General features: G+C 63.9%; 27 protein-coding genes. 18 read left to right on the top strand and 9 right to left on the bottom strand.

The genetic code is table 11. The features are described 5' to 3' along the window. Positions 1–115: 115 nt before the first annotated feature. Positions 116–430: a CC_3452 family protein gene (locus tag ACVWZA_RS02065; RefSeq protein WP_457309484.1), complete on the bottom strand. Its 315-nt coding sequence runs from the start codon at positions 428–430 to the stop codon at positions 116–118. Positions 431–557: 127 nt separating this feature from the next. Between ACVWZA_RS02065 and ACVWZA_RS02060 the strand changes: the two genes are divergently transcribed. After that, on the top strand, positions 558–1,049 hold the full coding sequence (locus tag ACVWZA_RS02060; RefSeq protein WP_457309483.1) for a winged helix-turn-helix transcriptional regulator: 492 nt from the start codon (positions 558–560) through the stop codon (positions 1,047–1,049). 7 nt (positions 1,050–1,056) lie between these two features. Here the strand turns inward: ACVWZA_RS02060 and ACVWZA_RS02055 are convergent, their stop codons facing one another. From ACVWZA_RS02055 to ACVWZA_RS02045, 3 genes are read right to left on the bottom strand one after another with little or no spacing between them, the layout of a single operon-like run. After that, entirely contained in the window at positions 1,057–1,476 is a 420-nt protein-coding gene (locus ACVWZA_RS02055) for an acyl-CoA thioesterase (protein ID WP_457309482.1), read from the bottom strand. Then, the gene (locus ACVWZA_RS02050; protein ID WP_457309481.1) at positions 1,473–2,096 is read right to left on the bottom strand and encodes an HAD family hydrolase; all 624 of its coding nucleotides are present in this window, start codon (positions 2,094–2,096) and stop codon (positions 1,473–1,475) included. Before ACVWZA_RS02050 ends, ACVWZA_RS02055 begins: the two co-directional genes overlap by 4 nt. Next, positions 2,093–2,356 carry a DUF3572 domain-containing protein gene (locus ACVWZA_RS02045; protein ID WP_457309480.1) on the bottom strand — a complete coding sequence of 88 codons (264 nt, stop codon included), beginning with the start codon at positions 2,354–2,356 and terminating at the stop codon, positions 2,093–2,095. The genes ACVWZA_RS02050 and ACVWZA_RS02045 overlap by 4 nt, the downstream gene beginning before the upstream one ends. Before the next feature lie 62 nt (positions 2,357–2,418). Here ACVWZA_RS02045 and ACVWZA_RS02040 point away from each other — a divergent pair, with 62 nt between their 5' ends. After that, positions 2,419–2,784: a response regulator gene (locus ACVWZA_RS02040; RefSeq protein ID WP_457309479.1), complete on the top strand. Its 366-nt coding sequence runs from the start codon at positions 2,419–2,421 to the stop codon at positions 2,782–2,784. A gap of 133 nt (positions 2,785–2,917) precedes the next feature. Here the strand turns inward: ACVWZA_RS02040 and rpmG are convergent, their stop codons facing one another. After that, complete coding sequence (gene rpmG / locus ACVWZA_RS02035; RefSeq protein WP_034157855.1) at positions 2,918–3,085, bottom strand: 50S ribosomal protein L33; 168 nt, start codon at positions 3,083–3,085, stop codon at positions 2,918–2,920. Positions 3,086–3,246: 161 nt separating this feature from the next. Between rpmG and ACVWZA_RS02030 the strand changes: the two genes are divergently transcribed. From ACVWZA_RS02030 to ACVWZA_RS02020, 3 genes are all read left to right on the top strand, one after another. After that, a complete protein-coding gene (locus ACVWZA_RS02030) occupies positions 3,247–3,570 on the top strand; it encodes a hypothetical protein (protein WP_457309478.1) in 324 nt (107 codons plus the stop codon). Positions 3,571–3,591: 21 nt separating this feature from the next. After that, positions 3,592–4,158, top strand: coding sequence for a TMEM165/GDT1 family protein (locus ACVWZA_RS02025; RefSeq protein ID WP_457309477.1), 567 nt, complete (start codon positions 3,592–3,594; stop codon positions 4,156–4,158). 100 nt (positions 4,159–4,258) lie between these two features. After that, on the top strand, positions 4,259–4,756 hold the full coding sequence (locus tag ACVWZA_RS02020; RefSeq protein WP_457309476.1) for a Dps family protein: 498 nt from the start codon (positions 4,259–4,261) through the stop codon (positions 4,754–4,756). A gap of 145 nt (positions 4,757–4,901) precedes the next feature. Here ACVWZA_RS02020 and ACVWZA_RS02015 read toward each other — a convergent pair whose 3' ends face one another. Then, a complete protein-coding gene (locus ACVWZA_RS02015; RefSeq protein ID WP_457309475.1) occupies positions 4,902–5,765 on the bottom strand; it encodes a metallophosphoesterase in 864 nt (287 codons plus the stop codon). Between the two features lie 50 nt (positions 5,766–5,815). Between ACVWZA_RS02015 and ACVWZA_RS02010 the strand changes: the two genes are divergently transcribed. Next, positions 5,816–7,411: a cisplatin damage response ATP-dependent DNA ligase gene (locus ACVWZA_RS02010; protein WP_457310047.1), complete on the top strand. Its 1,596-nt coding sequence runs from the start codon at positions 5,816–5,818 to the stop codon at positions 7,409–7,411. A 48-nt stretch (positions 7,412–7,459) separates the two neighbouring features. Next, positions 7,460–8,293 carry an EamA family transporter gene (locus tag ACVWZA_RS02005; protein WP_457309474.1) on the top strand — a complete coding sequence of 278 codons (834 nt, stop codon included), beginning with the start codon at positions 7,460–7,462 and terminating at the stop codon, positions 8,291–8,293. Between the two features lie 635 nt (positions 8,294–8,928). Here the strand turns inward: ACVWZA_RS02005 and ACVWZA_RS02000 are convergent. Then, the gene (locus tag ACVWZA_RS02000; protein ID WP_457309473.1) at positions 8,929–9,750 is read right to left on the bottom strand and encodes a cold-shock protein; all 822 of its coding nucleotides are present in this window, start codon (positions 9,748–9,750) and stop codon (positions 8,929–8,931) included. 208 nt (positions 9,751–9,958) lie between these two features. Between ACVWZA_RS02000 and ACVWZA_RS01995 the strand changes: the two genes are divergently transcribed. The 8 genes from ACVWZA_RS01995 to ACVWZA_RS01960 all read left to right on the top strand — a co-directional run bounded on the left by ACVWZA_RS01995 (position 9,959) and on the right by ACVWZA_RS01960 (position 16,037). Next, on the top strand, positions 9,959–10,765 hold the full coding sequence (locus ACVWZA_RS01995; protein ID WP_457309472.1) for a TerC family protein: 807 nt from the start codon (positions 9,959–9,961) through the stop codon (positions 10,763–10,765). Between the two features lie 31 nt (positions 10,766–10,796). Continuing rightward, entirely contained in the window at positions 10,797–11,417 is a 621-nt protein-coding gene (locus ACVWZA_RS01990) for a ribonuclease D (RefSeq protein ID WP_457309471.1), read from the top strand. Beyond that, positions 11,410–12,048 carry an LPS export ABC transporter periplasmic protein LptC gene (lptC, locus tag ACVWZA_RS01985; RefSeq protein WP_457309470.1) on the top strand — a complete coding sequence of 213 codons (639 nt, stop codon included), beginning with the start codon at positions 11,410–11,412 and terminating at the stop codon, positions 12,046–12,048. The genes ACVWZA_RS01990 and lptC overlap by 8 nt, the downstream gene beginning before the upstream one ends. A gap of 6 nt (positions 12,049–12,054) precedes the next feature. Continuing rightward, positions 12,055–12,594, top strand: a complete 540-nt coding sequence (locus ACVWZA_RS01980; RefSeq protein WP_457309469.1) for an LptA/OstA family protein — start codon at positions 12,055–12,057, stop codon at positions 12,592–12,594. A gap of 151 nt (positions 12,595–12,745) precedes the next feature. Next, positions 12,746–13,522: an LPS export ABC transporter ATP-binding protein gene (lptB, locus tag ACVWZA_RS01975; RefSeq protein ID WP_457309468.1), complete on the top strand. Its 777-nt coding sequence runs from the start codon at positions 12,746–12,748 to the stop codon at positions 13,520–13,522. A 4-nt stretch (positions 13,523–13,526) separates the two neighbouring features. Beyond that, positions 13,527–15,032, top strand: a complete 1,506-nt coding sequence (gene rpoN, locus ACVWZA_RS01970; protein WP_457309467.1) for an RNA polymerase factor sigma-54 — start codon at positions 13,527–13,529, stop codon at positions 15,030–15,032. After that, the gene (locus tag ACVWZA_RS01965) at positions 15,029–15,697 is read left to right on the top strand and encodes a hypothetical protein (RefSeq protein WP_457309466.1); all 669 of its coding nucleotides are present in this window, start codon (positions 15,029–15,031) and stop codon (positions 15,695–15,697) included. The genes rpoN and ACVWZA_RS01965 overlap by 4 nt, the downstream gene beginning before the upstream one ends. 31 nt (positions 15,698–15,728) lie before the next feature. Continuing rightward, complete coding sequence (locus tag ACVWZA_RS01960) at positions 15,729–16,037, top strand: putative quinol monooxygenase (protein WP_457309465.1); 309 nt, start codon at positions 15,729–15,731, stop codon at positions 16,035–16,037. Positions 16,038–16,042: 5 nt separating this feature from the next. On the opposite strand, the gene ACVWZA_RS01955 is transcribed toward ACVWZA_RS01960, so the two are convergent. Further along, positions 16,043–16,747, bottom strand: coding sequence for a DUF899 family protein (locus ACVWZA_RS01955; protein ID WP_457309464.1), 705 nt, complete (start codon positions 16,745–16,747; stop codon positions 16,043–16,045). Between the two features lie 118 nt (positions 16,748–16,865). Between ACVWZA_RS01955 and ACVWZA_RS01950 the strand changes: the two genes are divergently transcribed. Then, complete coding sequence (locus ACVWZA_RS01950) at positions 16,866–17,267, top strand: hypothetical protein (RefSeq protein WP_457309463.1); 402 nt, start codon at positions 16,866–16,868, stop codon at positions 17,265–17,267. Positions 17,268–17,279: 12 nt separating this feature from the next. Here ACVWZA_RS01950 and ACVWZA_RS01945 read toward each other — a convergent pair whose 3' ends face one another. Then, entirely contained in the window at positions 17,280–18,278 is a 999-nt protein-coding gene (locus ACVWZA_RS01945; RefSeq protein WP_457310046.1) for a ligase-associated DNA damage response exonuclease, read from the bottom strand. 104 nt (positions 18,279–18,382) lie between these two features. Here ACVWZA_RS01945 and ACVWZA_RS01940 point away from each other — a divergent pair, with 104 nt between their 5' ends. Both ACVWZA_RS01940 and ACVWZA_RS01935 read left to right on the top strand, forming a co-directional pair. Continuing rightward, positions 18,383–20,791 (top strand): ligase-associated DNA damage response DEXH box helicase, encoded by a 2,409-nt coding sequence (locus tag ACVWZA_RS01940; RefSeq protein ID WP_457309462.1) that lies wholly within the window; start codon positions 18,383–18,385, stop codon positions 20,789–20,791. After that, entirely contained in the window at positions 20,788–21,792 is a 1,005-nt protein-coding gene (locus ACVWZA_RS01935) for a retroviral-like aspartic protease family protein (protein WP_457309461.1), read from the top strand. Before ACVWZA_RS01940 ends, ACVWZA_RS01935 begins: the two co-directional genes overlap by 4 nt. The last annotated feature ends 37 nt before the right edge of the window (positions 21,793–21,829 follow it).

Here is a 21,829-nt window from a genome sequence, read left to right as displayed (position 1 = left end):
TTTGATATAGACGGAGCCAGCCCGCTCCCCCTCCCGACCACCCATTCAGGATACGCTGTGGGTGGTCGGGAGGGGGAGCGGGCTGGCTCCGAACCGACGTCAGTCGGCAAAAGCGTTACTTCGCGCGGGCGTTGCACTTTGCCAGCGCATCGGTATCGAACGCCGCTCCATTGGCAGTGAACGTGCTGAGCGCGCCGACGCGCTTGACGACGAGTTCGCACACGATCGTGTCGCGTGCCGAGCCCTTGGCGGCGGTGCATGCGGTGTCGCCGCACTTCCACATCATGCCGTTGGTGATGACGTTAGGCTTGGCCGGCGCAGCCACCGGGGTTGCGTTATAATAACCGCCGCCCTGCGCGCTGGCCGCCGTCGCGGGCAGAAGCAGCGTGGTGGAAGCAAGGGCGATGGCGAGCGAGATGAAACGAGACATTTTTTCCTCCGGGGAGTGCGTTGCAGCATAGGTTGCCAAACGCTACTTATCTCGTTAGGTTTCTCGTTGCAACTGAAAATTGATAATTCATTCGCAAGACACGGAAAATGGGTTAGGCTGATCGATCATGAACCAGAAATTGCGTGAACCTCTTCGCGACCTTGCCGAGTGCAGCCTGCCGGCGGCGCTCGAGGCGATGGGGGAACGCTGGTCCTTCCTCATTCTGCGCGCGGCGTTCAACGGCCTGTACCATTTCGAGGAATTCCAGTCGGAATTGGGGATCGCGCGCAACATCCTGGCCAACCGGCTCGCACGGCTGGTCGAACATGGCATCCTAAAGCGCGACGCGCTGCCCGAAGATCGGCGCAAAATCGAATATCGCCTGACCGACAAGGGATCGGCGCTGCTGCCAACGATGATCGCGCTCAGGCAATGGGGCGAACGCTGGGAAACCGGCATGCCAGCGACCCCGGTGCTGGTCGATGAGCGCGACATGCGCCCGATCGCGCCGATCGACGTCCGCGCCTGGGACGGCCGCATCCTGACCAAGCATGAACTGCTCTGGGCGCTGCCCGAGGATGTCGTGACAAGCGATCCGGCGGCACAGGCCGCCGAATAGCGCGCTGTTAGCTAGCGAGCAGCTTTTCCAGGAAAGCGCGCATCCCGGACGAGAAGGGCGCGGATCGCCCCTGCTCAAGATCGACGTTCACGCTCACCATCAGGATCGCGCAGTGCAGTTCGCCGGTCACCGCGTGGCACAGTTCGAATTTCTTGGTCAGGCTGGTCCCGCCAAGCCGGTCGAGTCGTACGAACGCCTCGATCTCATCGCCGAGGCGGAAGGGTTTCAGATAATCGATCTCGGTATGGCGAACGTTGAATTCCGCCCCGTGCCAGTCGGGTAGCGCGTCGATCCCGCTCCAGGCCCAGAACTCGGTCACCGCGACATCGGCATATTCGAGATAACGCGAGTTGAAGACGATCTTCTGTCCGTCGATCTCGGCATAACGCACCTTGAAGTGCGTCGAAAAGGTGAAACCCTCTCTCATGCCGCCGGTTGACCCGCGGCGAAGCGCTCCGCGATCCATGCCTCCGCCTCGACCCAATCGTCGATCCGCGCATGCGCGGCGGGTGCCTTGGGCACTTTGGGCGCGAGCGCCGGTTCCGAGATCATGTGCAGACGGTGGACCTGCGGCGCGTGGCGCGCGACCGAATCGTGATGGACGGCGAGATCGTCAACGAATACCGTGACCGGATCATTATGCTCGGCGACGAGGCGCGCGACCGGATCACCTTTGCCACCCTGGTTACATTCGACCCGGTGCGCGATGCCAAAGCGCGCCAGTTGCTCGATGCGCGGCTGGCGGCACTGATCCTGCAAATTGGTCAGGATGACGATATCGGCGCTCTGTGACAGCGCGGCGAGCGCTTCGCGGGCATGGGGCACGAGCGTCTGGCGATCCATTTCGGCGGGGAAGAACTGGTCGAGCATCGCCCACATCTCTTCACGCACCGGGGTCGGGCCGCCATCGCGGCGCTTCATCGAACTGGCGAAATCGCCGCCATTGGGGGAGAAATCGATCTCATGCGTCTCGCCCAGCCACACACTGAAATGCCGCACCATGTGCAGCAGCACCTCATCGCAATCGCAGATCAGCAGCGGCCTCATGCCTGGAGACTCCGATTGGCGGCAACCAGCGCCATGGGCGGGACCTCGATCGCGGCAGCACAAGCGACCAGATCGGGTTCATACCCCTCGAGGAACGCGAGCACCGCTGCCAAGACCGCCGGATCGCCGGCGCGAGCGCGCAGATCGTCGGGCTGTAGCCCGGTCACGGCAAGCAGCCGCGAGGCGCGATCGGAATCGCCAAGGATCCACACCAGCGCGCGCAGGGCGAGCGCGGTCGCGTCTTCATTTGTCTGTGGCACGCGCTTTTCTTATCAAGGAGGGGGGCCTATCAGCGTGAACTGAATGGAAGGATGGGCTTCGCGTGGCAAAAAGAGTGCTCGTTGTCGAGGACAATGAACTCAATCTAAAGCTGTTTTGCGACCTGTTGCGTGCGCACGATTACCTTGCAGAGGGGGTCCGTGACGAGCGTGAGGCGCTGACACGCGCGCGCGATTTCGCCCCCGACCTGATCGTGATGGACATCCAGCTGCCGCATATCAGTGGATTCGAACTGATCGTCCAGATGAAGGCCGATGATGCACTCAAGGCGATCCCGATCATGGCGGTGACCGCCTATGCCGGGCGCGAGGATGAGGAGCGGATTCGCGCGGCGGGCGCGGACGCCTATGTCTCCAAGCCGATTTCGCTGGCGCGCTTCGTCGATGCGGTGTCATCGCTGCTGCTGTGAAAGGCTTGTTTGAAAACTCGCTCTACCGCGAGTTTTCAAACAGACATAGGAAAGGGCCGCCAGGCGTGCGCCCGCGGCCCCGGATCCCGACTGGATCGGGATAACCAAACGGGGACTTACGCCCCCGGCCCGATCACTTGATCTTGGTTTCCTTGAACTCGACATGCTTGCGCACGACGGGATCATACTTCTTGAAGCTGAGCTTCTCGGTCTTGGTGCGCGGATTCTTCTTGGTGACATAGAAGAAACCCGTGTCAGCCGAGCTGAGCAGCTTGATCTTGACGGTTGTCGGCTTGGCCATGAGCCCGATTCCTGTACGATAAAAATGCAAAAGCGGCGGACGCGCCGCCGCTCACAGACCGGGGCGATTGGCCGAGGCCTGCGCGAATGTCAAGTCCGGCACCGGTTTAACCCCCTGTTTACCATATCGGGCGCAGCTTTCTAACGAAGGGGAAGCATGGCATGACGCAGCGGGAATCGGGGTACGACCCCATCAGGGCGGAACTGGCGGCACGAATCGGCCTGATCGACGCACGCATGTCGATCAGCGAATCGGCCGACGTCGCGCACGAGATCGATGCGATCCGGTCGATCGCGTACCGCAGCGGCATATATCCGGCTGTCACCGTCGCCCAGGCGCTCGAATCGGCATTGGCCCGCGGTGAGCGCGGACCGTTGATCCATGACTGGCTGGCGATCCTCAGCGATGCGGTCGATAGCGAGCGGACCGATGGCGCCGCCTGCGCGACCTATGCCGCCGCCTGCTCCGTTCGCCTGACCGGCTAAGCCGCCGACATGGATGCGCTGATGGCCGCCTTTGTCGCGGCGCTGCTGGCGCAGGCGAGCGACCGGACGCCATGGCTGACCGCCATACTCTCCACCCGATTCGCACGCCCCGCAACGATCATCCTTGCGACAGCGATCGCACTGGCGATCGGCAATGGCGTCGCCGCCGTTGGTGGGGCACTGATCGGACCACGCATATCGCCCAACGCCAGGGATCTGTTCCTCGCGCTCGCCCTGGTGTCGGCAGGCGGATCGGCGCTGTTCGCGATCAAGCCGCCCGACCGGCTGTCGGGCTGGCGGATCGGCGCATTCATGACCAGTTTTCTTGGCGTCGCGATTCTCGCCGCCGGGGACCGGACCCAATTCATCACGCTGGCCATTTCCGCACGCACCCCCTCCCCCGTGCCTGCGCCCATTCTGGCGGCGGTCGGCGCGACGATCGGCGCGATGGTCGTCAACGTACCCGCGATCATCGCTGGAGAGGGTGCGCGTAAAAAACTGCCGATCACCGCGATCCGCGTTGCGATCGGCATCCTGTTCCTCATCGTCGGCGTGGTGCTTGGCCTGGGCGCAATCCGGCTGATCTGATTGTTCGATCACTCTGATCGAACAAGTTCATCGCATATCGACGGAGCGTTTCCGCTATCGAATCGTTATCGCAACGACTCGACCGTAAACAGGATATTCCATGGCAACGCCCCCCGCACCGCTCAAGACGCCCACCGACCTCAAGACCAATGCCGCCAAGTCGGTCGCCGAAGCGCTCAATGGCATCCTCGCCGACAGCTTCGCGCTGTACTTCAAGACGAAGAATTTCCACTGGCATGTGTCGGGCCCGCATTTCCGCGACTATCATCTGATGCTCGACGATCAGGCGACGCAAATCCTCGGTACGACCGATGCGATCGCCGAGCGTGTGCGCAAGACCGGCAATACGACGTTGCGATCGATCGGCGACATTGCGCGCCATCAGACGATCAAGGACAATGACGCCGCTTTCGTCGCCGCCGCCGACATGCTGTCGGAACTGCGCGAGGATAATCTGAAACTGGTCGAGGCATTGCGCGAGGCCAAGGACATCGTCGACGACGCGAAAGACAATGCCACCAGCGGCATTCTCGACGACTGGACCGACCAGGCCGAGGAACGTGCCTGGTTCCTGTTCGAAGCAAGTCGGGGCGCTTAAGGTTTGTAAGACAGTGCCCACAAAACCCGGAACAAGCTCGCTCGGCGGGTCGTTTCGCCTCCGTACAACAGGAGGCGTCACATGATCGTGCTGCTGTTGACGGGTTTTGCTGCCGGCAAGGGCGTCAAGAGCCCGCTCGACTAGACTATAAATTTGGGGCCGGGTTCGCGCGTCGCGGACCCAGGGTCACGATCCACATCTCTGGCGGGGCGCCGATACGCATCGGCAGGATGCTGGTGCCGACCCCGCCGGTAACGATCATCGCATGATGGCCCTGATGCGAGAAGCCGCAGGAAAATTGTTCGCGATGATCGATGATCGTCCTGAGCGGGCCGAACCAGGGCAGTACGATCTGGCCGCAATGCGTGTGGCCGGCAAAGACCGGCTGGCTGCCGAGGCGCGAGATGCGGGCGATGTCCGGCGAATGCGCGAGAATGATATTCGCGCCTTTCAACTTGCGCATTGCCGCTTCGGTCTTCGGGACATCGTCATGCTCAGCGATCTTGTCGTTGACGCCACCGATTACGAGCGGCCCGCGCTGCACCGCCTCGTTGATCAACACATCGACTTTGGCGGCAGACAGTGTGCGGCGAACGGTCGCGGCGTCGGTCCAATAGTCATGGTTGCCGAGCACCGCGACCACCCCGAGCGGCGCGTGCAGCCTCGCCATCTCGGCAGTGAGGTCGGGCGAGACCGCGCGCGCGGTTCCCGCGTCGTAACCGGAGATGAAATCGCCCGCCAACAGGATCAGGTCGGGCTTCTGCGCCATGGCCTGATCGACGATCCGGTTGAGTCGTGCGGTGTTCATCGTCGAATTGCCGAGATGGATATCGCTGAGCAATAGCATCCTGATCGGCCGCGCGCCCGTCGGCCAATCGGCCAGGCCCATACGACCCTGCTTCACCACCGGATCGCGCCGCGCCTCGAAGAAACCATATACGAAGATCAACAGGGCGGCCAATGCGACCCAGGCGATCGAACGAAACACGAAGCGAAGGAAGGTGCGCATTATTGGCTCCCTAGCGGGAGCGTCCGCGATGCGCCATGCGTTGGTCCGTCATGCGCGCTTTCGCCGACCTTCTCGATTCGCTGATCTACACGCGATCGCGCAACGCCAAGCTTAAGCTGATCGGCGATTATCTGATTGCGACGCCCGATCCCGATCGCGGCTGGGCAATGGCCGCGCTGACCGGCGATCTCGATTTGCCCGCGGTCAAGCCGGCGGTGGTCCGTGGGCTGATCGAGGCGCGCGTCGACCCCGTGCTCTATCGCATGAGCCGCGATTATGTCGGCGACAGCGCCGAGACGATCGCACTGCTCTGGCCGACGCCACCGGTGCCGCCGGAGGAAAGCGGGCCGCTGACCATCGCCCAAGCGGTCGAGACACTCAATTCGCTGTCACGATCGGACGCCCCGGCCGCATTGGCTGCCATGCTCGACCGGCTCGATGCCGAGGAGCGCTTCGCTTTGCTCAAGATGGCGACGGGCGCGTTGCGCATCGGCGTGTCGGCGCGGCTCGCCAAGACCGCGCTGGCGAACGCGTTCGGCATTGATGTGGAGGCGGTCGAAGAGGTCTGGCACGGCATCTCGCCGCCCTATGCCGCGCTGTTCGACTGGGCCGAGGGGCGCGGGGCACAGCCGACCGCCGCCGACGTGCCGGTGTTCCGCCCCTTCATGCTGGCGCACCCGCTGGAGGACCTGCGCGTCAACCTCGACGATTATGCCGCCGAATGGAAATGGGACGGGATCCGCGTGCAGATCGTCCATATCGCCGGCACAACGCGCCTCTATAGCCGCGCCGGCGACGACATCACCGCCAGCTTCCCGGAGGTCGCGCGCGATTTCGCCGCGCTTGGCGTGGTCGATGGCGAGCTGATGGTGAAGGGCGATGTCCAGGGCGGCGCGCTGGAGGAAGGCGGCGGTGCTGCGAGCTTCAACGCGCTGCAGCAGCGGCTGGGACGGAAGATTGTCTCGGCGAAGATGCTCGCCGATTATCCCGCGTTCGTACGGCTCTACGACATCCTGTTCGACGGCGCGGAGGATCTGCGCGAGCTGCCCTGGACCGAACGGCGCGCGCGGCTCGAACGGTTCGCGGCAAAGCTCGACCCGGAACGGTTCGATGTCAGCCAGATGATCGAGGCGGACGATTTCACCGCACTGGAAGGGATTCGCGCCGGCGCGCGCGACGCCGCGATCGAGGGCGTCATGCTCAAGCGGCGCGATTCGCCTTATGTCACCGGGCGGCGCGTCGGCCTCTGGTATAAATGGAAACGCGACCCGCTGACCGCCGATTGCGTGATGATGTACGCGCAGCGCGGATCCGGGCGGCGGTCGTCCTTCTACAGCGATTACACCTTTGGTTGCTGGACAGAGGACGGCGAGCTGCTGCCGGTCGGTAAGGCCTTTTCGGGCATCACCGACGAGGAGCTGAAGATGCTCGACAAGTTCGTGCGCGGCCACACGCTCAACCGCTTCGGCCCGGTGCGCGAAGTGGCGAAAACCCTGGTTCTGGAGATTGCGTTCGATTCGATCCACGAATCGAAACGGCACAAGTCCGGGGTGGCAATGCGTTTTCCGCGCATTGCCCGCATCCGGACCGACAAGCCGGCGGCCGAGGCGGATACGGTGGCAGGGCTGAAGCGGCTGATTGTGTAGTTCAGCAACGCCCTTGCGCTCTGCGCCTCGTCTCGCCACCGCTGACCAATGCCCCCAATCGTTCTAGCCTCGATCCTGATGATCGCCTCCGGGTCGATCCATGCGGTGGTCAACGCGATCGTGAAGGGTGGCAAGGACAAGGCGTCCGGGCGTGCGGTGACCGATGGGACCAGCGCGCTGGTGTTGTTGCCCGCGACCTTGCTGGTGCCGCTACCCCATGGCGCCTGGCAATGGCTCGCGGCGAGTGCATTGATCCACGCGCTGTACCTCTATTCGCTGGTCCGGGCCTATTCGCTGGGCGACTTGTCGGCCGTCTATCCGGTGCTGCGTGGCAGCGCGCCGCTGATCACGGCGGGAGTGACGATCGGCGTGCTTGGCGAACATGCCACGATCACACAAATCGCCGGGATCGCGGTGATCGGCGCGGCGATGTTCGTGATGATCGCGGGCCGGCATATCGGCCACCGCGCGCTCGGATGGTCGTTGCTGACCGGCCTGTCGATCGCCGCCTACACAGTGGTCGATGCGATCGGCGTGCGCGCGGCGCCGACGCCCGCCAGCTATATCGTGTGGGTGTTCGTGCAGATGGGCGCGGTGGTGGTCGCGATGTTCGGCATCCTCACGCGCGGTGGCATCTTCGCTGCGGCGCGGCGGCAATGGCGGCCGGGGATGATCGCCGGGACGCTGTCGATCCTGACCTATGGCATGGCGCTCTATGCCTTCTCGCTCGGGCCGACCGCGCCGCTGGCCGCGTTGCGCGAGACGGGCATGGTCACCGCACTGATCATCTCGATCCTGTTCCTGCGCGAACCGGTGACGTCGGGCCGGGTGATCGGCGTGGTGGGGATATTGGGTGGCGCGGCGCTGATCCTGGTCGGTTAAGCCGTCGCTCTTTTCCGCAGGAAGCCGGGGCATTGATTGCCAGGAACGCGCCTGTTCCGCTGCGAGTGTTCGTGTTCGTCATGTGAAAGAGCGGGGCGGCGGCGAGAGAGGAGCCGTCCGAAAATCGTGTTAACGGTTCGACAGGCGGGGTTGAATCGACGGGGTATATCAGCAGGCGCCGTGCGTTTTGGGCACTGCCATCAGCAGTCAAATTCCCGCAGCGACGGGAAGCCTTACGGGAAAATGCTTTTTTGAGCGGCCTGCGGGAATTTACGGGAAATCCTGCGGGAATATTGTTGGATCGCCACGGGAATTTTTCGGCCGTGCTGCGGGAAAATCGGGAAGTGTCTGGGTGGGAGTCATGGCCTGCTCGTTTCCGGGTGTACTGATTCAAATGGTCGGGCGAATGGGCTTTTATCCGTGACGCGCAAACCCATGCGCCGGAGAGCAGTCCTGACGATCCCGGCAATCGATGTGAATCGAACCGGCATGCAGCCGAATGTCGTGGCCCGAATGCCAGAGCGGCAGTGGGTTCGCGCAGCGAGCGCCGGGACTCCGATCGATATGCACTGGGCAAAGAAAAACCCGGCGCGCATTTCGGCGCGCCGGGTTTTCTAACTCATTCGGCTCGCGGGTTACGCGATCGAGGTGAGGTTCACCGCTGCGTACTTGCCGCGACGATCGACTTCGAGTTCGAATTCGAGCCGGTCGCCTTCGTTGAGGCTGGTCATGCCGCCGCGTTCGACCGCGGAGATGTGCACGAACGCATCGGGCTGTCCGTCGTCGCGCTGAATGAAACCGAAGCCCTTCATCGCGTTGAAAAACTTGACCGTGCCGGTCGCCTTCTCGCCAGTCAGCTCGCGCTGCGGGGCACCAGCACCGCCGCGTGGCGCGCCGCCGCCCGGAGCCGCCGCATCACGCTCGCGCGGCGGGCCGCGGTCGGTGACAGGGAGCGGCTCTCCCTCGATTTTGAGGTCGGTTGCCGAGATACGGCCGCCGCGATCGACCAGGGTAAAGCCGAGCGGCTGCCCCTCGGCCAGACCGGTTAGGCCAGCCTGCTCGACCGCGCTGATGTGCACGAACACATCCTCGCCGCCATCATCGCGAACGACGAAGCCGAAGCCCTTTTGACCATTGAAGAATTTGACAATGCCGGTGCCTTCGCCAACGACCTGGGGGGGCATGCCGCGGCCTGCGCCGCCGCCGGCACCACCGCCGGCAAAGCCGCCGCCACCGCCACCGCCGCTGCGGAAACCGCCGCCACCGCCACCGCCGCCGAAGCGATCGCCGCCACCGCCGCCGCCGCCACCGAAGCGGTCGCCACCACCACCGCCGCCGAAACGATCGCCGCCGCCGCCGAAGCTGCTACCGCCGCCGAAATCGTCGCCGCCGAAACCATCGCGCTTGTCGCGGCCACGCCCGCCGCGATCCCCGCGGCGTCCTTTATCGAAACTCATGCCCTGTTCGTCTTCCCGGTCCGCCCAAATCGCCTATCAAGAACCGATACGCCGGACGAAGAGCGCAGGTCTTCGGGCACCAAACCAATCGTGCCACCGAATCGGTTTAGCCTAAAAACACCCGTGCTGCGAATGAATTCGTCGGAATTACTGCGCGCAGGTATCGTTCGCTTGCGCCCCTGTGGCCAAGACGGCACAGGGGCAAGCCATGTCGATCGTCGCGCTTCTGTCCGATCCCGCCGTCTGGGCGGCCCTTGCCACGCTGATCGTGCTTGAGGTCGTGCTCGGCATCGACAATCTGATCTTCATCTCGATCCTGTCGAACAAGCTGCCCGAACATCAGCAGGCCAAGGCGCGCCGGCTCGGCATCGGCCTCGCGCTGGGCCTTCGCCTCGTGCTGCTGTCGATGATCGCATGGATCGCGGGACTGACTCAGCCGGTGTTCGATCTGGGACTGAGCGGGGCACCCGGCGCGCATGGCGAGCCGAGTTTCGAAACCGCCTTTTCGTGGCGAGACCTGATCCTGATCGCCGGCGGCATCTTCCTGTTGTGGAAGGCGACCAAGGAGATTCACCACAGCGTCGATCCCGAGGAATCGGGCGAACAACTCGACAAGAAAGGCAAGGTCGCACTGAGCTTTGGATCCGCGATCGCCCAGATTCTTGCGCTCGACATGGTCTTTTCGATCGATTCGATCCTTACCGCGATCGGCATGACCGACCATCTTCCCATCATGGTCGTCGCCGTGATCATCGCAGTCGGCGTCATGATGTTCTCCGCCACCCCGCTGGCCAATTTTATCGCCCGCAACCCGACCGTGGTGATGCTGGCGCTCGGTTTCCTGCTGATGATCGGCGCGGTGCTGATCGCCGACGGCTTCGGCATGCATGTGCCCAAGGGTTATATCTACACCGCGATGGCCTTTTCCGCCGGGGTCGAGACGCTCAACATCTTCGCCCGGCGTCGCCGCGAAAAGCGCGCTGCGACCGACGTGCCGGTAGCACCAGGCCATTGAGCGGATTCGCGTTCGCGGCTAGGCGATTCGCATGACTGTATATTTCCACGAAGAAGACATTCCCGCAGGCCTGTTCGCCGATGGTACTGATATCGCCGTCGACACCGAGACGATGGGGCTGATAACGCCGCGCGACCGGCTGTGCGTCGTGCAATTGTCCGATGGCGGGCCGGACGAGCATCTCGTGCGCTTCGGACCCGGCAGCGATTATGCCGCGCCTAACCTGCGCGCGTTGCTCGCCGACCGGAACCGCGTGAAGCTCTATCATTTCGCGCGTTTCGACCTTGCCGCGATCAGCCATTATCTGAAAGTCACGGCGGCGCCGGTCTATTGCACCAAGATCGCCTCACGCCTGGTGCGCACTTATACCGACCGCCACGGCCTGAAGGAACTGGTGCGTGAATTGCTCGGCCAGGATATCTCCAAGCAGCAACAATCGTCCGACTGGGGCGGGCCGGTGCTGAGCGATGCGCAAAAGGACTATGCCGCGTCCGATGTCCGGTTCCTGCACGCGATGCGCGAGGAATTGAACCGCCGGCTGGTGCGTGAAGGCCGCATGGCGCTTGCCCAGTCCTGCTTCGATTTCCTGCCGGCGCGCGCCGAACTCGATCTCGCCGGCTGGCCCGAAGTAGATATTTTCGCGCATGTCTGAGGTCGCGGCCCGGATCCGCTCCGAACGGCAGGTCTGGGCCGCACCGGGCAGCAGCCACGACCGCGTCGTCGCCGGGTCGCGAATCATGCTGCCGGTGGGTATCGGCATCCTCGCCGCATTCCTGGTCATGGCGCCGCTGACCAAGAGCGGCGATGTCAGTTTCCTGCTCGACAAGAATAAGGTCGAGGTCGCGAAGGAACGGCTGCGCATCCAGCAGGCGCTTTATCGCGGCGAGGACGGCAAGGGCCAGCCCTTCGCACTGACCGCCGGATCGGCGGTACAAAAAAGCTCGCGCGAGCCGATCGTTCAGCTCAAGACCCTGTCGGCGGCGATCAGCCTGCCCGATGGCCCGGCGACGCTGGTCGCCGACAAGGGCAATTACAACATGAACAGCGAGCAGGTCGCGGTCGAAGGCCCGATCCGCTTCCGCGCGGCGAACGGTTATCAGCTCGACACAAACGACGCGACGGTCGACCTGAAGACGCGCAAACTGCAGAGTGGCGGCGCAGTGACCGGGACGGTGCCGCAAGGCATTTTCAGCGCCAACGGCATGAAAGCCGATCTCGAATCACATATCGTTACGCTTGACGGCAACGCGCGCTTGCGGATCGTGCCGGGAAGGAACAAATAGGCGCCCATGGTCACGCCAGCCCGCCTGTTCGCCGTCATCGCCCTCACTGCCGCTACGGCGGCAAGCGCGCAGTCGCGCCATAATTCGAACGCGCCAATCGATTTCGGCGCGGACCATATCGAGTTACAGGACAAGGCCAACCGCGCGATCCTGTCGGGCAGCGTATCGGTCAAGCAGGCAGAAATGACGCTCAACGCGGCGCGCATGAATGTCGCCTATACCGGCCAAGTGGTCGACGGCAGCCCGCAGGTATCGCGAATCGACGCCTCGGGTGGCGTCGTCGTGACGCGCCCCGACCAAAGCGCGCGCGGTCGATATGCGGTCTACGACCTCAACCGCCGCGTCATCACCATGCTCGGCGGGGTGTCGCTTCTTCAGGGCGGCAGCACCGTCAATGGTGGGCGGCTGACGATCAATCTCGATTCCGGGAAAGCGGTGATCGACGGATCGTCGGTCGGCGGCACCCGCGCCAATCCCGACGGCAGCACGACCACGACGCCCGGCGGACGGGTGACCGGCCGTTTCTCGGTCCCGAAGCGGAACTGAAAACCCTCGGCATCCCGCGTTTTTCCCGCGTTTCGCCGCGCTCCTCTTCCCTAAATCATCGGCCTGCTGCAAAGGGGCCATGCATGAAGCTTGCCAAGTCGTGTTTTGGTAAGGTTTTGCTAACCCTATGATGCGAGCACGGACTCAACCGATGACCGACACCGCAACCCTCGAAACGATCCCGCCGATCCACGAAGCACCCGCGATGGCCGGGCTATCGGTGGTGTCGATCGCCAAATCCTATGACAAGCGCGTGGTGCTGTCCGACGTCTCGGTCACGGTCGGACGCGGCGAGGTGATCGGCCTGCTCGGGCCGAATGGCGCTGGCAAGACGACCTGCTTCTATTCGGTGATGGGACTGGTGAAGCCCGATTCGGGCCGCATCATGCTCGACGGCGACGATATCACCGGCCTGCCGATGTACCGCCGCGCGATCCTCGGCCTTGGTTACCTGCCACAGGAAACCTCGATCTTCCGCGGCCTTTCGGTCGAAAAGAACATCCTGACCGTGCTCGAACTGGCCGAGCCCGACAAGGCAGCACGCGCCGAGCGGCTGGAGAAGTTGCTCGGCGATTTCGGACTTACGCGGCTACGCGACGCGCCGGCAATGGCGCTGTCGGGCGGCGAACGACGCCGCGCCGAGATCGCGCGCGCGCTGGCCGCCGATCCCTCGATCATGCTGCTCGACGAGCCGTTCGCCGGGATCGACCCGATCTCGATCGCCGACATCCGCGACCTAGTGTGCCAGTTGAAGGAACGCGGCATCGGCGTGCTGATCACCGACCACAATGTCCGCGAGACGCTCGACATCGTCGACCGCGCCTACATCATCTATGACGGCCGCGTGCTGTTCACCGGCTCGCCCGCCGAGCTGGTCGCCGACGCGAATGTGCGGCGTCTGTATCTGGGCGAGGGCTTCTCGCTCTGATCTTATGAGCCTCGCGCCCCGTCTCGATCTGCGCCAGTCGCAATCGCTGGTCATGACCCCGCAACTGCAGCAGGCGATCCGCTTGCTCGCGCTGTCGAACCTCGAGGTCGAGGGGTTCATCGCCGAGGAGATCGAGAAGAATCCGCTGCTCGAAAGCGGCGCGGCCGAGGATGACGGGCCGACGCTGGAGCGCGAAGCCGCACCCGAACCGCGCGACGAGCCAGCCAGCGCCGACGAACTGCTGATGGGTGGCGACGCGACTGGCGAAGCCTCGCTCGACGTCGATTTCACATCTGAAAGCTTCCACCACGACAGCGCCTCCGATCAGCCGGGCGGTGCCGGCATGGATGGCGCGCTCGGGCTGACCGGCGGCAGTGGCGGCGGCATGGGCGATGACGGCCCTGATTTCGACAGTTTCGCCGATACCGGCGCGAGTCTCGCCGATCATCTGCTCGCCCAGGCGGGGCCGGTGGTCGATGGCCCCGACATGTTCATTGCCGCGCATCTGATCGATCAGATCGACGAGTGCGGTTACCTGACCGTGCCGCTGCTCGAGATCGCCAATCGGCTGGGCATCGCGCTCGCACGAGTCGAGGCGGTGCTGATGACGATCCAGACCTTCGACCCGACCGGGATCGGCGCGCGCGATCTGGCAGAATGCCTTGCGTTGCAGGCGAAGGAAGCGGACCGCCACGACCCGTGCATGGCGCGGTTGATCGACAATCTCGACTTGCTCGCGCGCGGCGATCTAACGCGGTTGAAGCGGATGTGCGGCGTCGATGACGAGGACATGGCGGATATGATCCGCGAGCTGCGGGGCTATGATCCCAAACCAGGCTGCCGCTTCGGCGGAGAGCCGGCGCAAGCGGTGACGCCCGATATATTCGTCGCGCGGCGCAAGGAAGGCTGGGGCATCGAGATCAACGCCGCGACTCTGCCCCGCCTGCTGGTCAACCGCAGCTACTATGTCGAATTGTCGGGCGGACACCAGGACAAGGCGTCCAAGGCATGGCTCAGCGACATGCTGGCCAGCGCCAACTGGCTGGTCAAGGCACTCGACCAGCGGCAGCGCACCATTGTCAAGGTTGCGACCGAGATCGTCAAGCAGCAGGAAGCGTTCTTCCTGCACGGCGTCGCGCATCTGAAGCCGATGACGCTGCGTCAGGTCGCCGACGCGATCGAGATGCACGAATCGACCGTCAGCCGGGTGACCAGCAACAAATATATGAGCTGCGCGCGCGGGCTTTACGAACTCAAATATTTCTTCACCTCGGCCATCCAGTCGTCCGATGGCGGCGATGCGGTGTCGGCCCAGGCGGTCAAGAGCGCGATCCGTGCGCTGATCGGCGCGGAAGGCGCCAAGATCCTGTCCGACGACACATTGGTCGAACTGCTCAACGCCAAGGGCTTCGATATCGCACGTCGCACCGTCGCCAAATATCGCGAGGCCCTGGGCATCGGCAGTTCGGTGCAGCGCAGGCGTGCCAAGGCGCTGGAGGGTGCGGGATGAGTGTTTCGCGTTGGTGGCTCACGCTGCTGTTGTTGACTATGGCTTCGATCGCGACGGCGCAGACCGATTATGCGGCCGATGCCGCCGCTATGTCGAAGCTGTCGCTGGCCAGGGTCAGCAAGGCTGCGAAAACCTATCTCCTGCACGGCAAGGATCGGGCGGGATGCCCGGCCAATAGCGTGCGGTGCCGGCGAGCCGCCTATCTCGTGACTGGCGATCCGGTACTGATCGACGCTTCGGCCGGTGCTTTCGTGTCGGTCAACTATGTCGCCGCGAGCGGCACAATGACCCAGGGCTGGCTGCCCGCCACCGCCGTCACGCGCGTCGCGCCATTACCACCCGGTAGCGCCGCCTGGCGTGGCAATTGGCAACGTGACGAGGCGTCGATCGATATCAAACCGACCAAACGCCCCGGCCGCCTGAATATCGACGGCACGGCCAGTTGGGGCACGCATGATCCCGAACGGGTTGAACGGGGCGGCATCCACACGGGCGAATTGAATGGCGAAGCGACACCGGTCGGCGATCGCCTCTCCATTACCGACGGCCCGGACGGGTGCGCGGCCTGGCTCAGGCTGGTCGGCCCCTATCTTGTCGTGACCGACAATCTGCAATGCGGCGGCGTTAACGTATCGTTTTCCGGCATTTATCGGCGGTCACGGTGATCCCGAACAACTCGACCAGGGAGAAGCGCGCATGATCATCGTCACCGGAAGCATCATCGCCCGGCCTGATAGCTTCGACGAACTGCGCCAGGCGAGCCTAGACCATGTCCATCGTTCGCGCGCAGAAGATGGCTGCATCAGCCATTCGGTGCAGGTCGATTGTGAGAATCCGCTGCGACTATTCTTCTACGAACGCTGGCGCGATATGGCCGCGCTCAAGGCCCATTTCGTCCAGCCCGGATCGGCCGAATTCATCGGCGCGGTGCGCAAGTTGGCGGCGTCGAGCGAATCGGTCAGCGTGTACGAGGCAAGGGAAGTCCCGGCGGACGATCCGGCCTGACGCCTTCAATCGTAATCGAGGTTCGGATACCATTTCGGATCGCGCCCCTCAGGCGTCGTATCGAGCACGTTCCATAATGGCGTCAGGTCGGGTGCACCGCGCGGATCCTGGCCCGGGTCGGCGGTCTCGCCGCTCATCTCCCCGCCCCAGAAATGACGGATCGTGCCGTCGCGCCGGGTGAAGACATTATAGCCGGGAATGTCCCCCTGGTCGGTCCAGGTGAGATAATCCTTGCCGAATTGCTCGGTCGTATCGGTGTAGAGCAGCAGGTTGCGCCAGCCACGCTCCCGCTTGAATGCGACCAGACGGTCGATCGGCGCACGCGCGACCACCGCCAGCCCGGTGCGCTGCATGATGTCGGCGGCATTGGCGGCCAGCGGGCCGAGGAACGCGGTGCACATCGGGCAGGGCCGCTCGCGTTCGGGTCCGAACATGAAATTATACACGACCAGGCTGTCATGGCCCTGGAACAGGTCGGCGAAATGGACCGGACCATTCTCTCCCTCGAACGGATAGTCGATGGTCACTTCGCGTCCCGGCGGGAGCTGTCGGCGATGCTCAGCCACGCGTTCGATCTGGCGGCGCAGTTCAATCTCTTCGGCAAGCAATGCAGTTCGCGCCGCGCGATATTCCGGACTCTCGCCAGGAAAACGATAATTGCTCTTCGCGGCGAGTTCGGCGGATGTCGGGCGTTTGTCGGCATTCGACATGGCGGGGTCCTCTTCCTCGAGACAAACCATATCCGGTGGTTCGTTGTTCCACGCAACATGCCGGATGGCCTTGCACGCATTAGTAATATCGTAGGTGTCGCCCCGTATCGAAAGTTACATGGATGCAATTTTCTCCGTCGATGCCGATCCGTCGCGCGATCTGATTCGGATCCGGATGAGCGGCTTTTTCACGCCAGACAGCATCAAGGTCTTTCTGACTGCCAGACGCGATGCTCATGCGAAATTGCGCTGCGGCCCGAACGAACATCTGACGATAAACGACCTGCGAGAGATGAAGATACAGTCGCAGAACGTGGTCAGCCAATTCTATTCCGTCCTGGCAGACCCGGCCTATCGGTCGCGCCGACTCGCTTTTGTCGTCGCGTCGTCGCTGGCCCGGATGCAGTTGGTTCGCGCACTTGGATCGCGCTCGGCGGAATGCTTCACCGATCCCGCCGCGGCCGAGCAATGGCTGTTCGAAGATCTGATCGCGTACCGCGCCGCCGTCGCCGGACGTTAATGGCTTTGGGCGTCAATCGTCCTCATCCTCATAACCGACCAGAGCCAGCGCGCGCGCCTTTATCTGGCGCGCCATGCACCAATGGACCAGCGCGTCCTCGCGGCCATGCGTGACCCAGACTTCCTTCGGCGCGATTTCGGTCAGCGTGGTCGTCAGCTCGTCCCAATCGGCATGGTCCGACAGGATCAGCGGCAATTCGACATTGCGTTGCACCGCGCGCTGGCGAACGCGCATCCACCCGCTCGCCATCGCGGTGATCGGGTCGGGCAGGCGGCGTGACCAGCGATCGTTGAGCGCGGAGGGCGGGGCAAGGACGATATGGCCCTTGATTGCCGCCTTGTGCACGCCGGTCGCCGGGACCAGTTCACCGAGATCGACGCCCAGTTCGACATAGAGATCGCACAGCCGCTGCATCGCGCCATGAATATAGATCGGCGCGGTATGGCCGCGGTCGCGCAATTCGCGAATCACGCGCTGGGCCTTGCCCAGCGCATAGGCACCAACCAGCACGCAGCGATCGGGATTGGCGTGAAGCGCGGCCAGCAGCTTGTCGATCTCGTCGCCGGTTTCGGGATGGCGGAACACCGGCAGGCCAAAGGTCGCCTCGGTGATGAACACGTCGCATTTGACCGGCTCGAACGGCGCGCAGGTCGGGTCGGCGCGGCGTTTATAGTCGCCCGAAACGACGATGCGTTCGCCGCGATGTTCAAGCAGGATCTGCGCCGAGCCGAGGACATGGCCGGCGGGTACGAAGGTCGCCTTGACCTCGCCAAGGTCGAGCATCTCGCCATAGGCGACGGGATGGCCGGATTGCGGACCGTAGCGCGTTTCCATGATCGCCAGCGTCTCGGGCGTCGCCCAGACCGCACCATGCCCGCCGCGCGCATGATCGGCATGACCATGTGTGACCAGCGCGCGCGGGCTGGGACGCGCGGGATCGACCCAGATGTCAGCGGGTTTCACATAGATGCCGTGCGGTTGCGGATCGATCCAGTCGCCGAGCTTTGCCATCATGCCTATATGGTCGGGATGACTGGTTGTTCCAATTCTTGTGTATGCCTCACACGGTTCGTCACGCCGAAACAAGTTCAGCGCGACGGTGGACCCTGGAGCGCATGACGACCTTACCAGTACCCCTGGCCGACTGGTTCGCGCAGCGTGGCTGGGCGCCGCGCCGGCACCAGCTCGACATGCTCGCGGTCGGGCGCGCCGGGCGGCACGGGCTGCTGGTCGCGGCGACCGGCGCGGGCAAGACGCTGGCCGGGTTTCTGCCGACACTGACCGAGCTGATCGAGGCGCCGCCGACGGGGCTGCACACGCTCTACGTCTCGCCGTTGAAAGCGCTGGCGGTCGATGTGCAGCGCAACCTGATCACGCCGATCGAGGAGATGGGCCTCGACATTCGGGTCGAGACACGCACCGGCGACACGCCATCGGACCGCAAGGCGCGGCAGCGCATCCGGCCGCCGCAGATTCTGCTCACCACGCCCGAATCGCTCAGCTTGTTGCTCAGCTATCCCGATAGCTTCCTGATGTTCGAAGGACTGAGGACCATCGTCGTCGACGAAGTCCACGCCTTCGCCACAGGCAAACGTGGCGACCTGTTGTCGCTGTGTATGGCGCGACTGCAGGCGATCGCGCCCGGCCTGCGCCGTGTCGCTTTGTCGGCGACGGTCGCGGACGCCGATGGCTATCGCGCCTGGATCGCGCCCGATGGTGATATCGACCAGGTCACCCTGGTCGAGGGCGAGCCAGGCGCCGATCCCAACATCACCATCCTGCTCCCCGAAGGACGTGTGCCCTGGTCGGGCCATTCGGGCCGCTATGCCGCCGAGCAGGTGATGGCGGAGATCGAGCTGCACAAGACCTCGATCATCTTCTGCAACACGCGCAGCCTGGCCGAGCTGATCTTCCAGGATTTGTGGAAGGCCAACACGATGGGCCTGCCGATCGGTATCCATCACGGCTCGCTCAGCCTGGAGGCGCGGCGCAAGGTCGAAGGCGCGATGGTGGCGGGCCGATTGCGCGGGCTGGTCGCAACCGCAAGCCTCGATCTGGGCGTCGATTGGGGCGATGTCGATTGCGTGGTGCAGATGGGGGCGCCAAAGGGGTCGTCGCGGTTGCTGCAACGCATCGGGCGCTCGAACCACCGGCTCGACGAGCCGTCCGAGGCCGTGCTCGTGCCCGGTAATCGCTTCGAATATCTAGAGGCGCGCGCGGCGCTCGACGCGGTCGAGGCGGGCGAACTCGACCCCGACATTTTCCGGCCTGGCGGGCTCGACGTGCTGGCACAGCATATCATGGCATGTGCCTGCGCCGCGCCGTTCACCGAAGCGGCGATGCTCGACGAGATCCGCTCGGCGCTGCCTTATTCCGCGCTGACCGACGAGACCTTTGCGCGCGTGCTCGGCTTTATCCGCGACGGCGGTTATGCGCTGAAAGCCTATGACAAGTTCAAGCGGCTGACCCAGGACCTCGATGGCAGCTGGCGCGTCAGTCATCCGCGTTTCGTCGCACAGCACCGGCTGAACGCCGGGATCATCGTCGAGGCAACGATGCTGACGGTGCGTTTCAAGAATGGGCGCAGCCTTGGCAAGGTCGAGGAAGGATTCGCCGCGACGCTGTCGCCCGGCGACACCTTCTTCTTCGCCGGCATGAGCCTGGAAGTGATGGGCGTCGACACCGAGGATCTGCTGGTGCGTGCGACCGCGCGGCCGGCACGCATCCCGACCTATGGCGGCGCGCGCATGCCGCTGTCGACCAACCTCGCCGAGCGGGTGCGCGGGTTCCTGTGGGACCGCAGCGAATGGCCGCGTTTCCCGAACGACGTGCGTGAGTGGCTGGAGATCCAGGCGCTGCGCTCGCGCCTGCCGGAGCCGGGGCAATTGCTGGTCGAAACCTTCCCGCGCGAAGGCCGGCATTACATGGTGATCTACAGCTTCGAAGGATGGAACGCGCACCAGTCGCTCGGCATGCTGATCACACGGCGGATGGAAACGCAGGTGTTGAAACCATTGGGCTTCGTATCGAACGACTATGCGCTGGCCTGTTATGCGCTCGACCCCATTACCGATCCGGCGAGCCTGTTGTCGCCCGACATCCTGGAGGACGAATTCGTCGATTGGGTACAGACTTCGGCCTTGCTCAAGCGCGCCTTTCGCGAAGTCGCGGTGATCGGCGGGCTGGTCGAGCGCCAGCACCCCGGCAAGCGCAAGACCGGCAAGCAAGTGACCTTTTCGACCGACCTAATCTACGACGTGCTGCGCAAGTATGAACCGGGGCATTTGCTGCTCCAGGCAGCCTGGGCCGATGCGCGCGCGCGGATGACCGATGTCGGGCGACTGGCAAGCCTGCTCGACCGCGCGGTCGAGACAATGGTTCATGTCGACCTGCCGCGCCTGTCGCCACTGGCGGTTCCAGTACTGACCCTGATCGGCCGCGAACGAGTCGCGACGGGCCTTGCCGACGATGCGCTGCTGGTCGAGGCGGAAGTGCTGGCGGCGGAGGCGATGCGGCTTGATTGAGCCCGCTTGGCAAAGGTCCGGAGCGGGCGTACCCTGCCGACATTCGCCTGATCCCCGCCTTGATCTTCACGCTGTTCGCGGTGCCGTTGACCGGGCAGGCCGCCCCGCCTGGCGAACCCGTCATATCCCCCATTCTTCCCCCCCTTTTACCCAGCGTGCCCGCCGCAGCCACGAACGACATGGGCATGGACATGATCGACGATCGCATGACGGTACCCGTCATGATCGGCGGGGTCGGCCCGTTCGCTTTCATCATTGACACCGGTGCCGAACGAACGGTGATCGCGCGCGAACTTGCGACAACGCTCGGACTGACGCGCGGCCGTAACGTCAGGGTCACCGCGATGACGGGTACAACCAATGTCGGCACCGTGATGATCCCGTCACTTAATGTCAGCGCCATCACCAGCGCGCCGATCGAGGCGCCCGCACTTGAGGCGATCAATCTCGGCGCGCAGGGCCTGCTTGGTATCGACACGTTGCAAGGTCATATGCTGACGATCGATTTCGAGACCAACCGGATGACGCTGACGCCATCGACCAGGAAAAAGCGCCGCGGCGAAGATCGCAGCGGCGACATCGTGGTGCGCGCCAAAAGCTATCTCGGCCAGCTGATCGTGACCGATGCGCATTATCGCGACAGGCGCATCCGCGTGGTCCTCGATACCGGATCGGTGGTCAGCATGGGCAATGCCGCGCTGCGCAAGCGCATCCACCAGCAGGGCGAACCGCAGAAGATCACACTGAAGAGCGTGACCGGCGGCGTGCTGCTCGCCGACTATACTCAAGTCGAGCGGATCGAGGTCGGCGGCGTTGGATTTGCAAATTTGCCCGTCGCCTTCGCCGATGCTGCCCCCTTTCGCCGTTTCGGATTGGACGACAAACCGGCGCTATTGCTTGGCATGGATGCGCTGAAGCTGTTCCGGCGTGTCGAAATAGACTTTGCGAACCGTGAAGTGCGCTTTTCAAAGCCCCGTGCAGAGGCTCGCAGCACGGGCTGATCGCGCTGCTTGCAATATGTCCGAAACGGGCGCAGAT

The organism is Sphingomonas sp. UYAg733 (assembly GCF_054057355.1).
This window is presented reverse-complemented; position numbering and strand designations above follow the sequence as displayed.

Bases quoted from the DNA above. Each gene is read 5' to 3' on its own strand.
- ACVWZA_RS01945 (WP_457310046.1), bottom strand. From the start codon at position 18,278: ATGGCAAAGCTCGGCGACTGGATCGATCCGCAACCGCACGGCATCTAT.
- ACVWZA_RS01995 (WP_457309472.1), top strand. From the start codon at position 9,959: ATGTCGATCGTCGCGCTTCTGTCCGATCCCGCCGTCTGGGCGGCCCTT.
- lptB (WP_457309468.1), top strand. From the start codon at position 12,746: ATGACCGACACCGCAACCCTCGAAACGATCCCGCCGATCCACGAAGCA.
- ACVWZA_RS01960 (WP_457309465.1), top strand. From the start codon at position 15,729: ATGATCATCGTCACCGGAAGCATCATCGCCCGGCCTGATAGCTTCGAC.
- ACVWZA_RS02055 (WP_457309482.1), bottom strand. From the start codon at position 1,476: ATGAGAGAGGGTTTCACCTTTTCGACGCACTTCAAGGTGCGTTATGCC.
- ACVWZA_RS02060 (WP_457309483.1), top strand. From the start codon at position 558: ATGAACCAGAAATTGCGTGAACCTCTTCGCGACCTTGCCGAGTGCAGC.
- ACVWZA_RS02050 (WP_457309481.1), bottom strand. From the start codon at position 2,096: ATGAGGCCGCTGCTGATCTGCGATTGCGATGAGGTGCTGCTGCACATG.
- rpoN (WP_457309467.1), top strand. From the start codon at position 13,527: ATGAGCCTCGCGCCCCGTCTCGATCTGCGCCAGTCGCAATCGCTGGTC.
- ACVWZA_RS01990 (WP_457309471.1), top strand. From the start codon at position 10,797: ATGACTGTATATTTCCACGAAGAAGACATTCCCGCAGGCCTGTTCGCC.
- ACVWZA_RS01940 (WP_457309462.1), top strand. From the start codon at position 18,383: ATGACGACCTTACCAGTACCCCTGGCCGACTGGTTCGCGCAGCGTGGC.
- ACVWZA_RS01950 (WP_457309463.1), top strand. From the start codon at position 16,866: ATGGATGCAATTTTCTCCGTCGATGCCGATCCGTCGCGCGATCTGATT.
- ACVWZA_RS02010 (WP_457310047.1), top strand. From the start codon at position 5,816: ATGCGCGCTTTCGCCGACCTTCTCGATTCGCTGATCTACACGCGATCG.
- ACVWZA_RS02030 (WP_457309478.1), top strand. From the start codon at position 3,247: ATGACGCAGCGGGAATCGGGGTACGACCCCATCAGGGCGGAACTGGCG.
- ACVWZA_RS01980 (WP_457309469.1), top strand. From the start codon at position 12,055: ATGGTCACGCCAGCCCGCCTGTTCGCCGTCATCGCCCTCACTGCCGCT.
- ACVWZA_RS02020 (WP_457309476.1), top strand. From the start codon at position 4,259: ATGGCAACGCCCCCCGCACCGCTCAAGACGCCCACCGACCTCAAGACC.
- ACVWZA_RS02065 (WP_457309484.1), bottom strand. From the start codon at position 430: ATGTCTCGTTTCATCTCGCTCGCCATCGCCCTTGCTTCCACCACGCTG.
- ACVWZA_RS01955 (WP_457309464.1), bottom strand. From the start codon at position 16,747: ATGTCGAATGCCGACAAACGCCCGACATCCGCCGAACTCGCCGCGAAG.
- ACVWZA_RS02025 (WP_457309477.1), top strand. From the start codon at position 3,592: ATGGCCGCCTTTGTCGCGGCGCTGCTGGCGCAGGCGAGCGACCGGACG.
- ACVWZA_RS01965 (WP_457309466.1), top strand. From the start codon at position 15,029: ATGAGTGTTTCGCGTTGGTGGCTCACGCTGCTGTTGTTGACTATGGCT.
- ACVWZA_RS02000 (WP_457309473.1), bottom strand. From the start codon at position 9,750: ATGAGTTTCGATAAAGGACGCCGCGGGGATCGCGGCGGGCGTGGCCGC.
- rpmG (WP_034157855.1), bottom strand. From the start codon at position 3,085: ATGGCCAAGCCGACAACCGTCAAGATCAAGCTGCTCAGCTCGGCTGAC.
- ACVWZA_RS02015 (WP_457309475.1), bottom strand. From the start codon at position 5,765: ATGCGCACCTTCCTTCGCTTCGTGTTTCGTTCGATCGCCTGGGTCGCA.
- ACVWZA_RS02005 (WP_457309474.1), top strand. From the start codon at position 7,460: ATGCCCCCAATCGTTCTAGCCTCGATCCTGATGATCGCCTCCGGGTCG.
- lptC (WP_457309470.1), top strand. From the start codon at position 11,410: ATGTCTGAGGTCGCGGCCCGGATCCGCTCCGAACGGCAGGTCTGGGCC.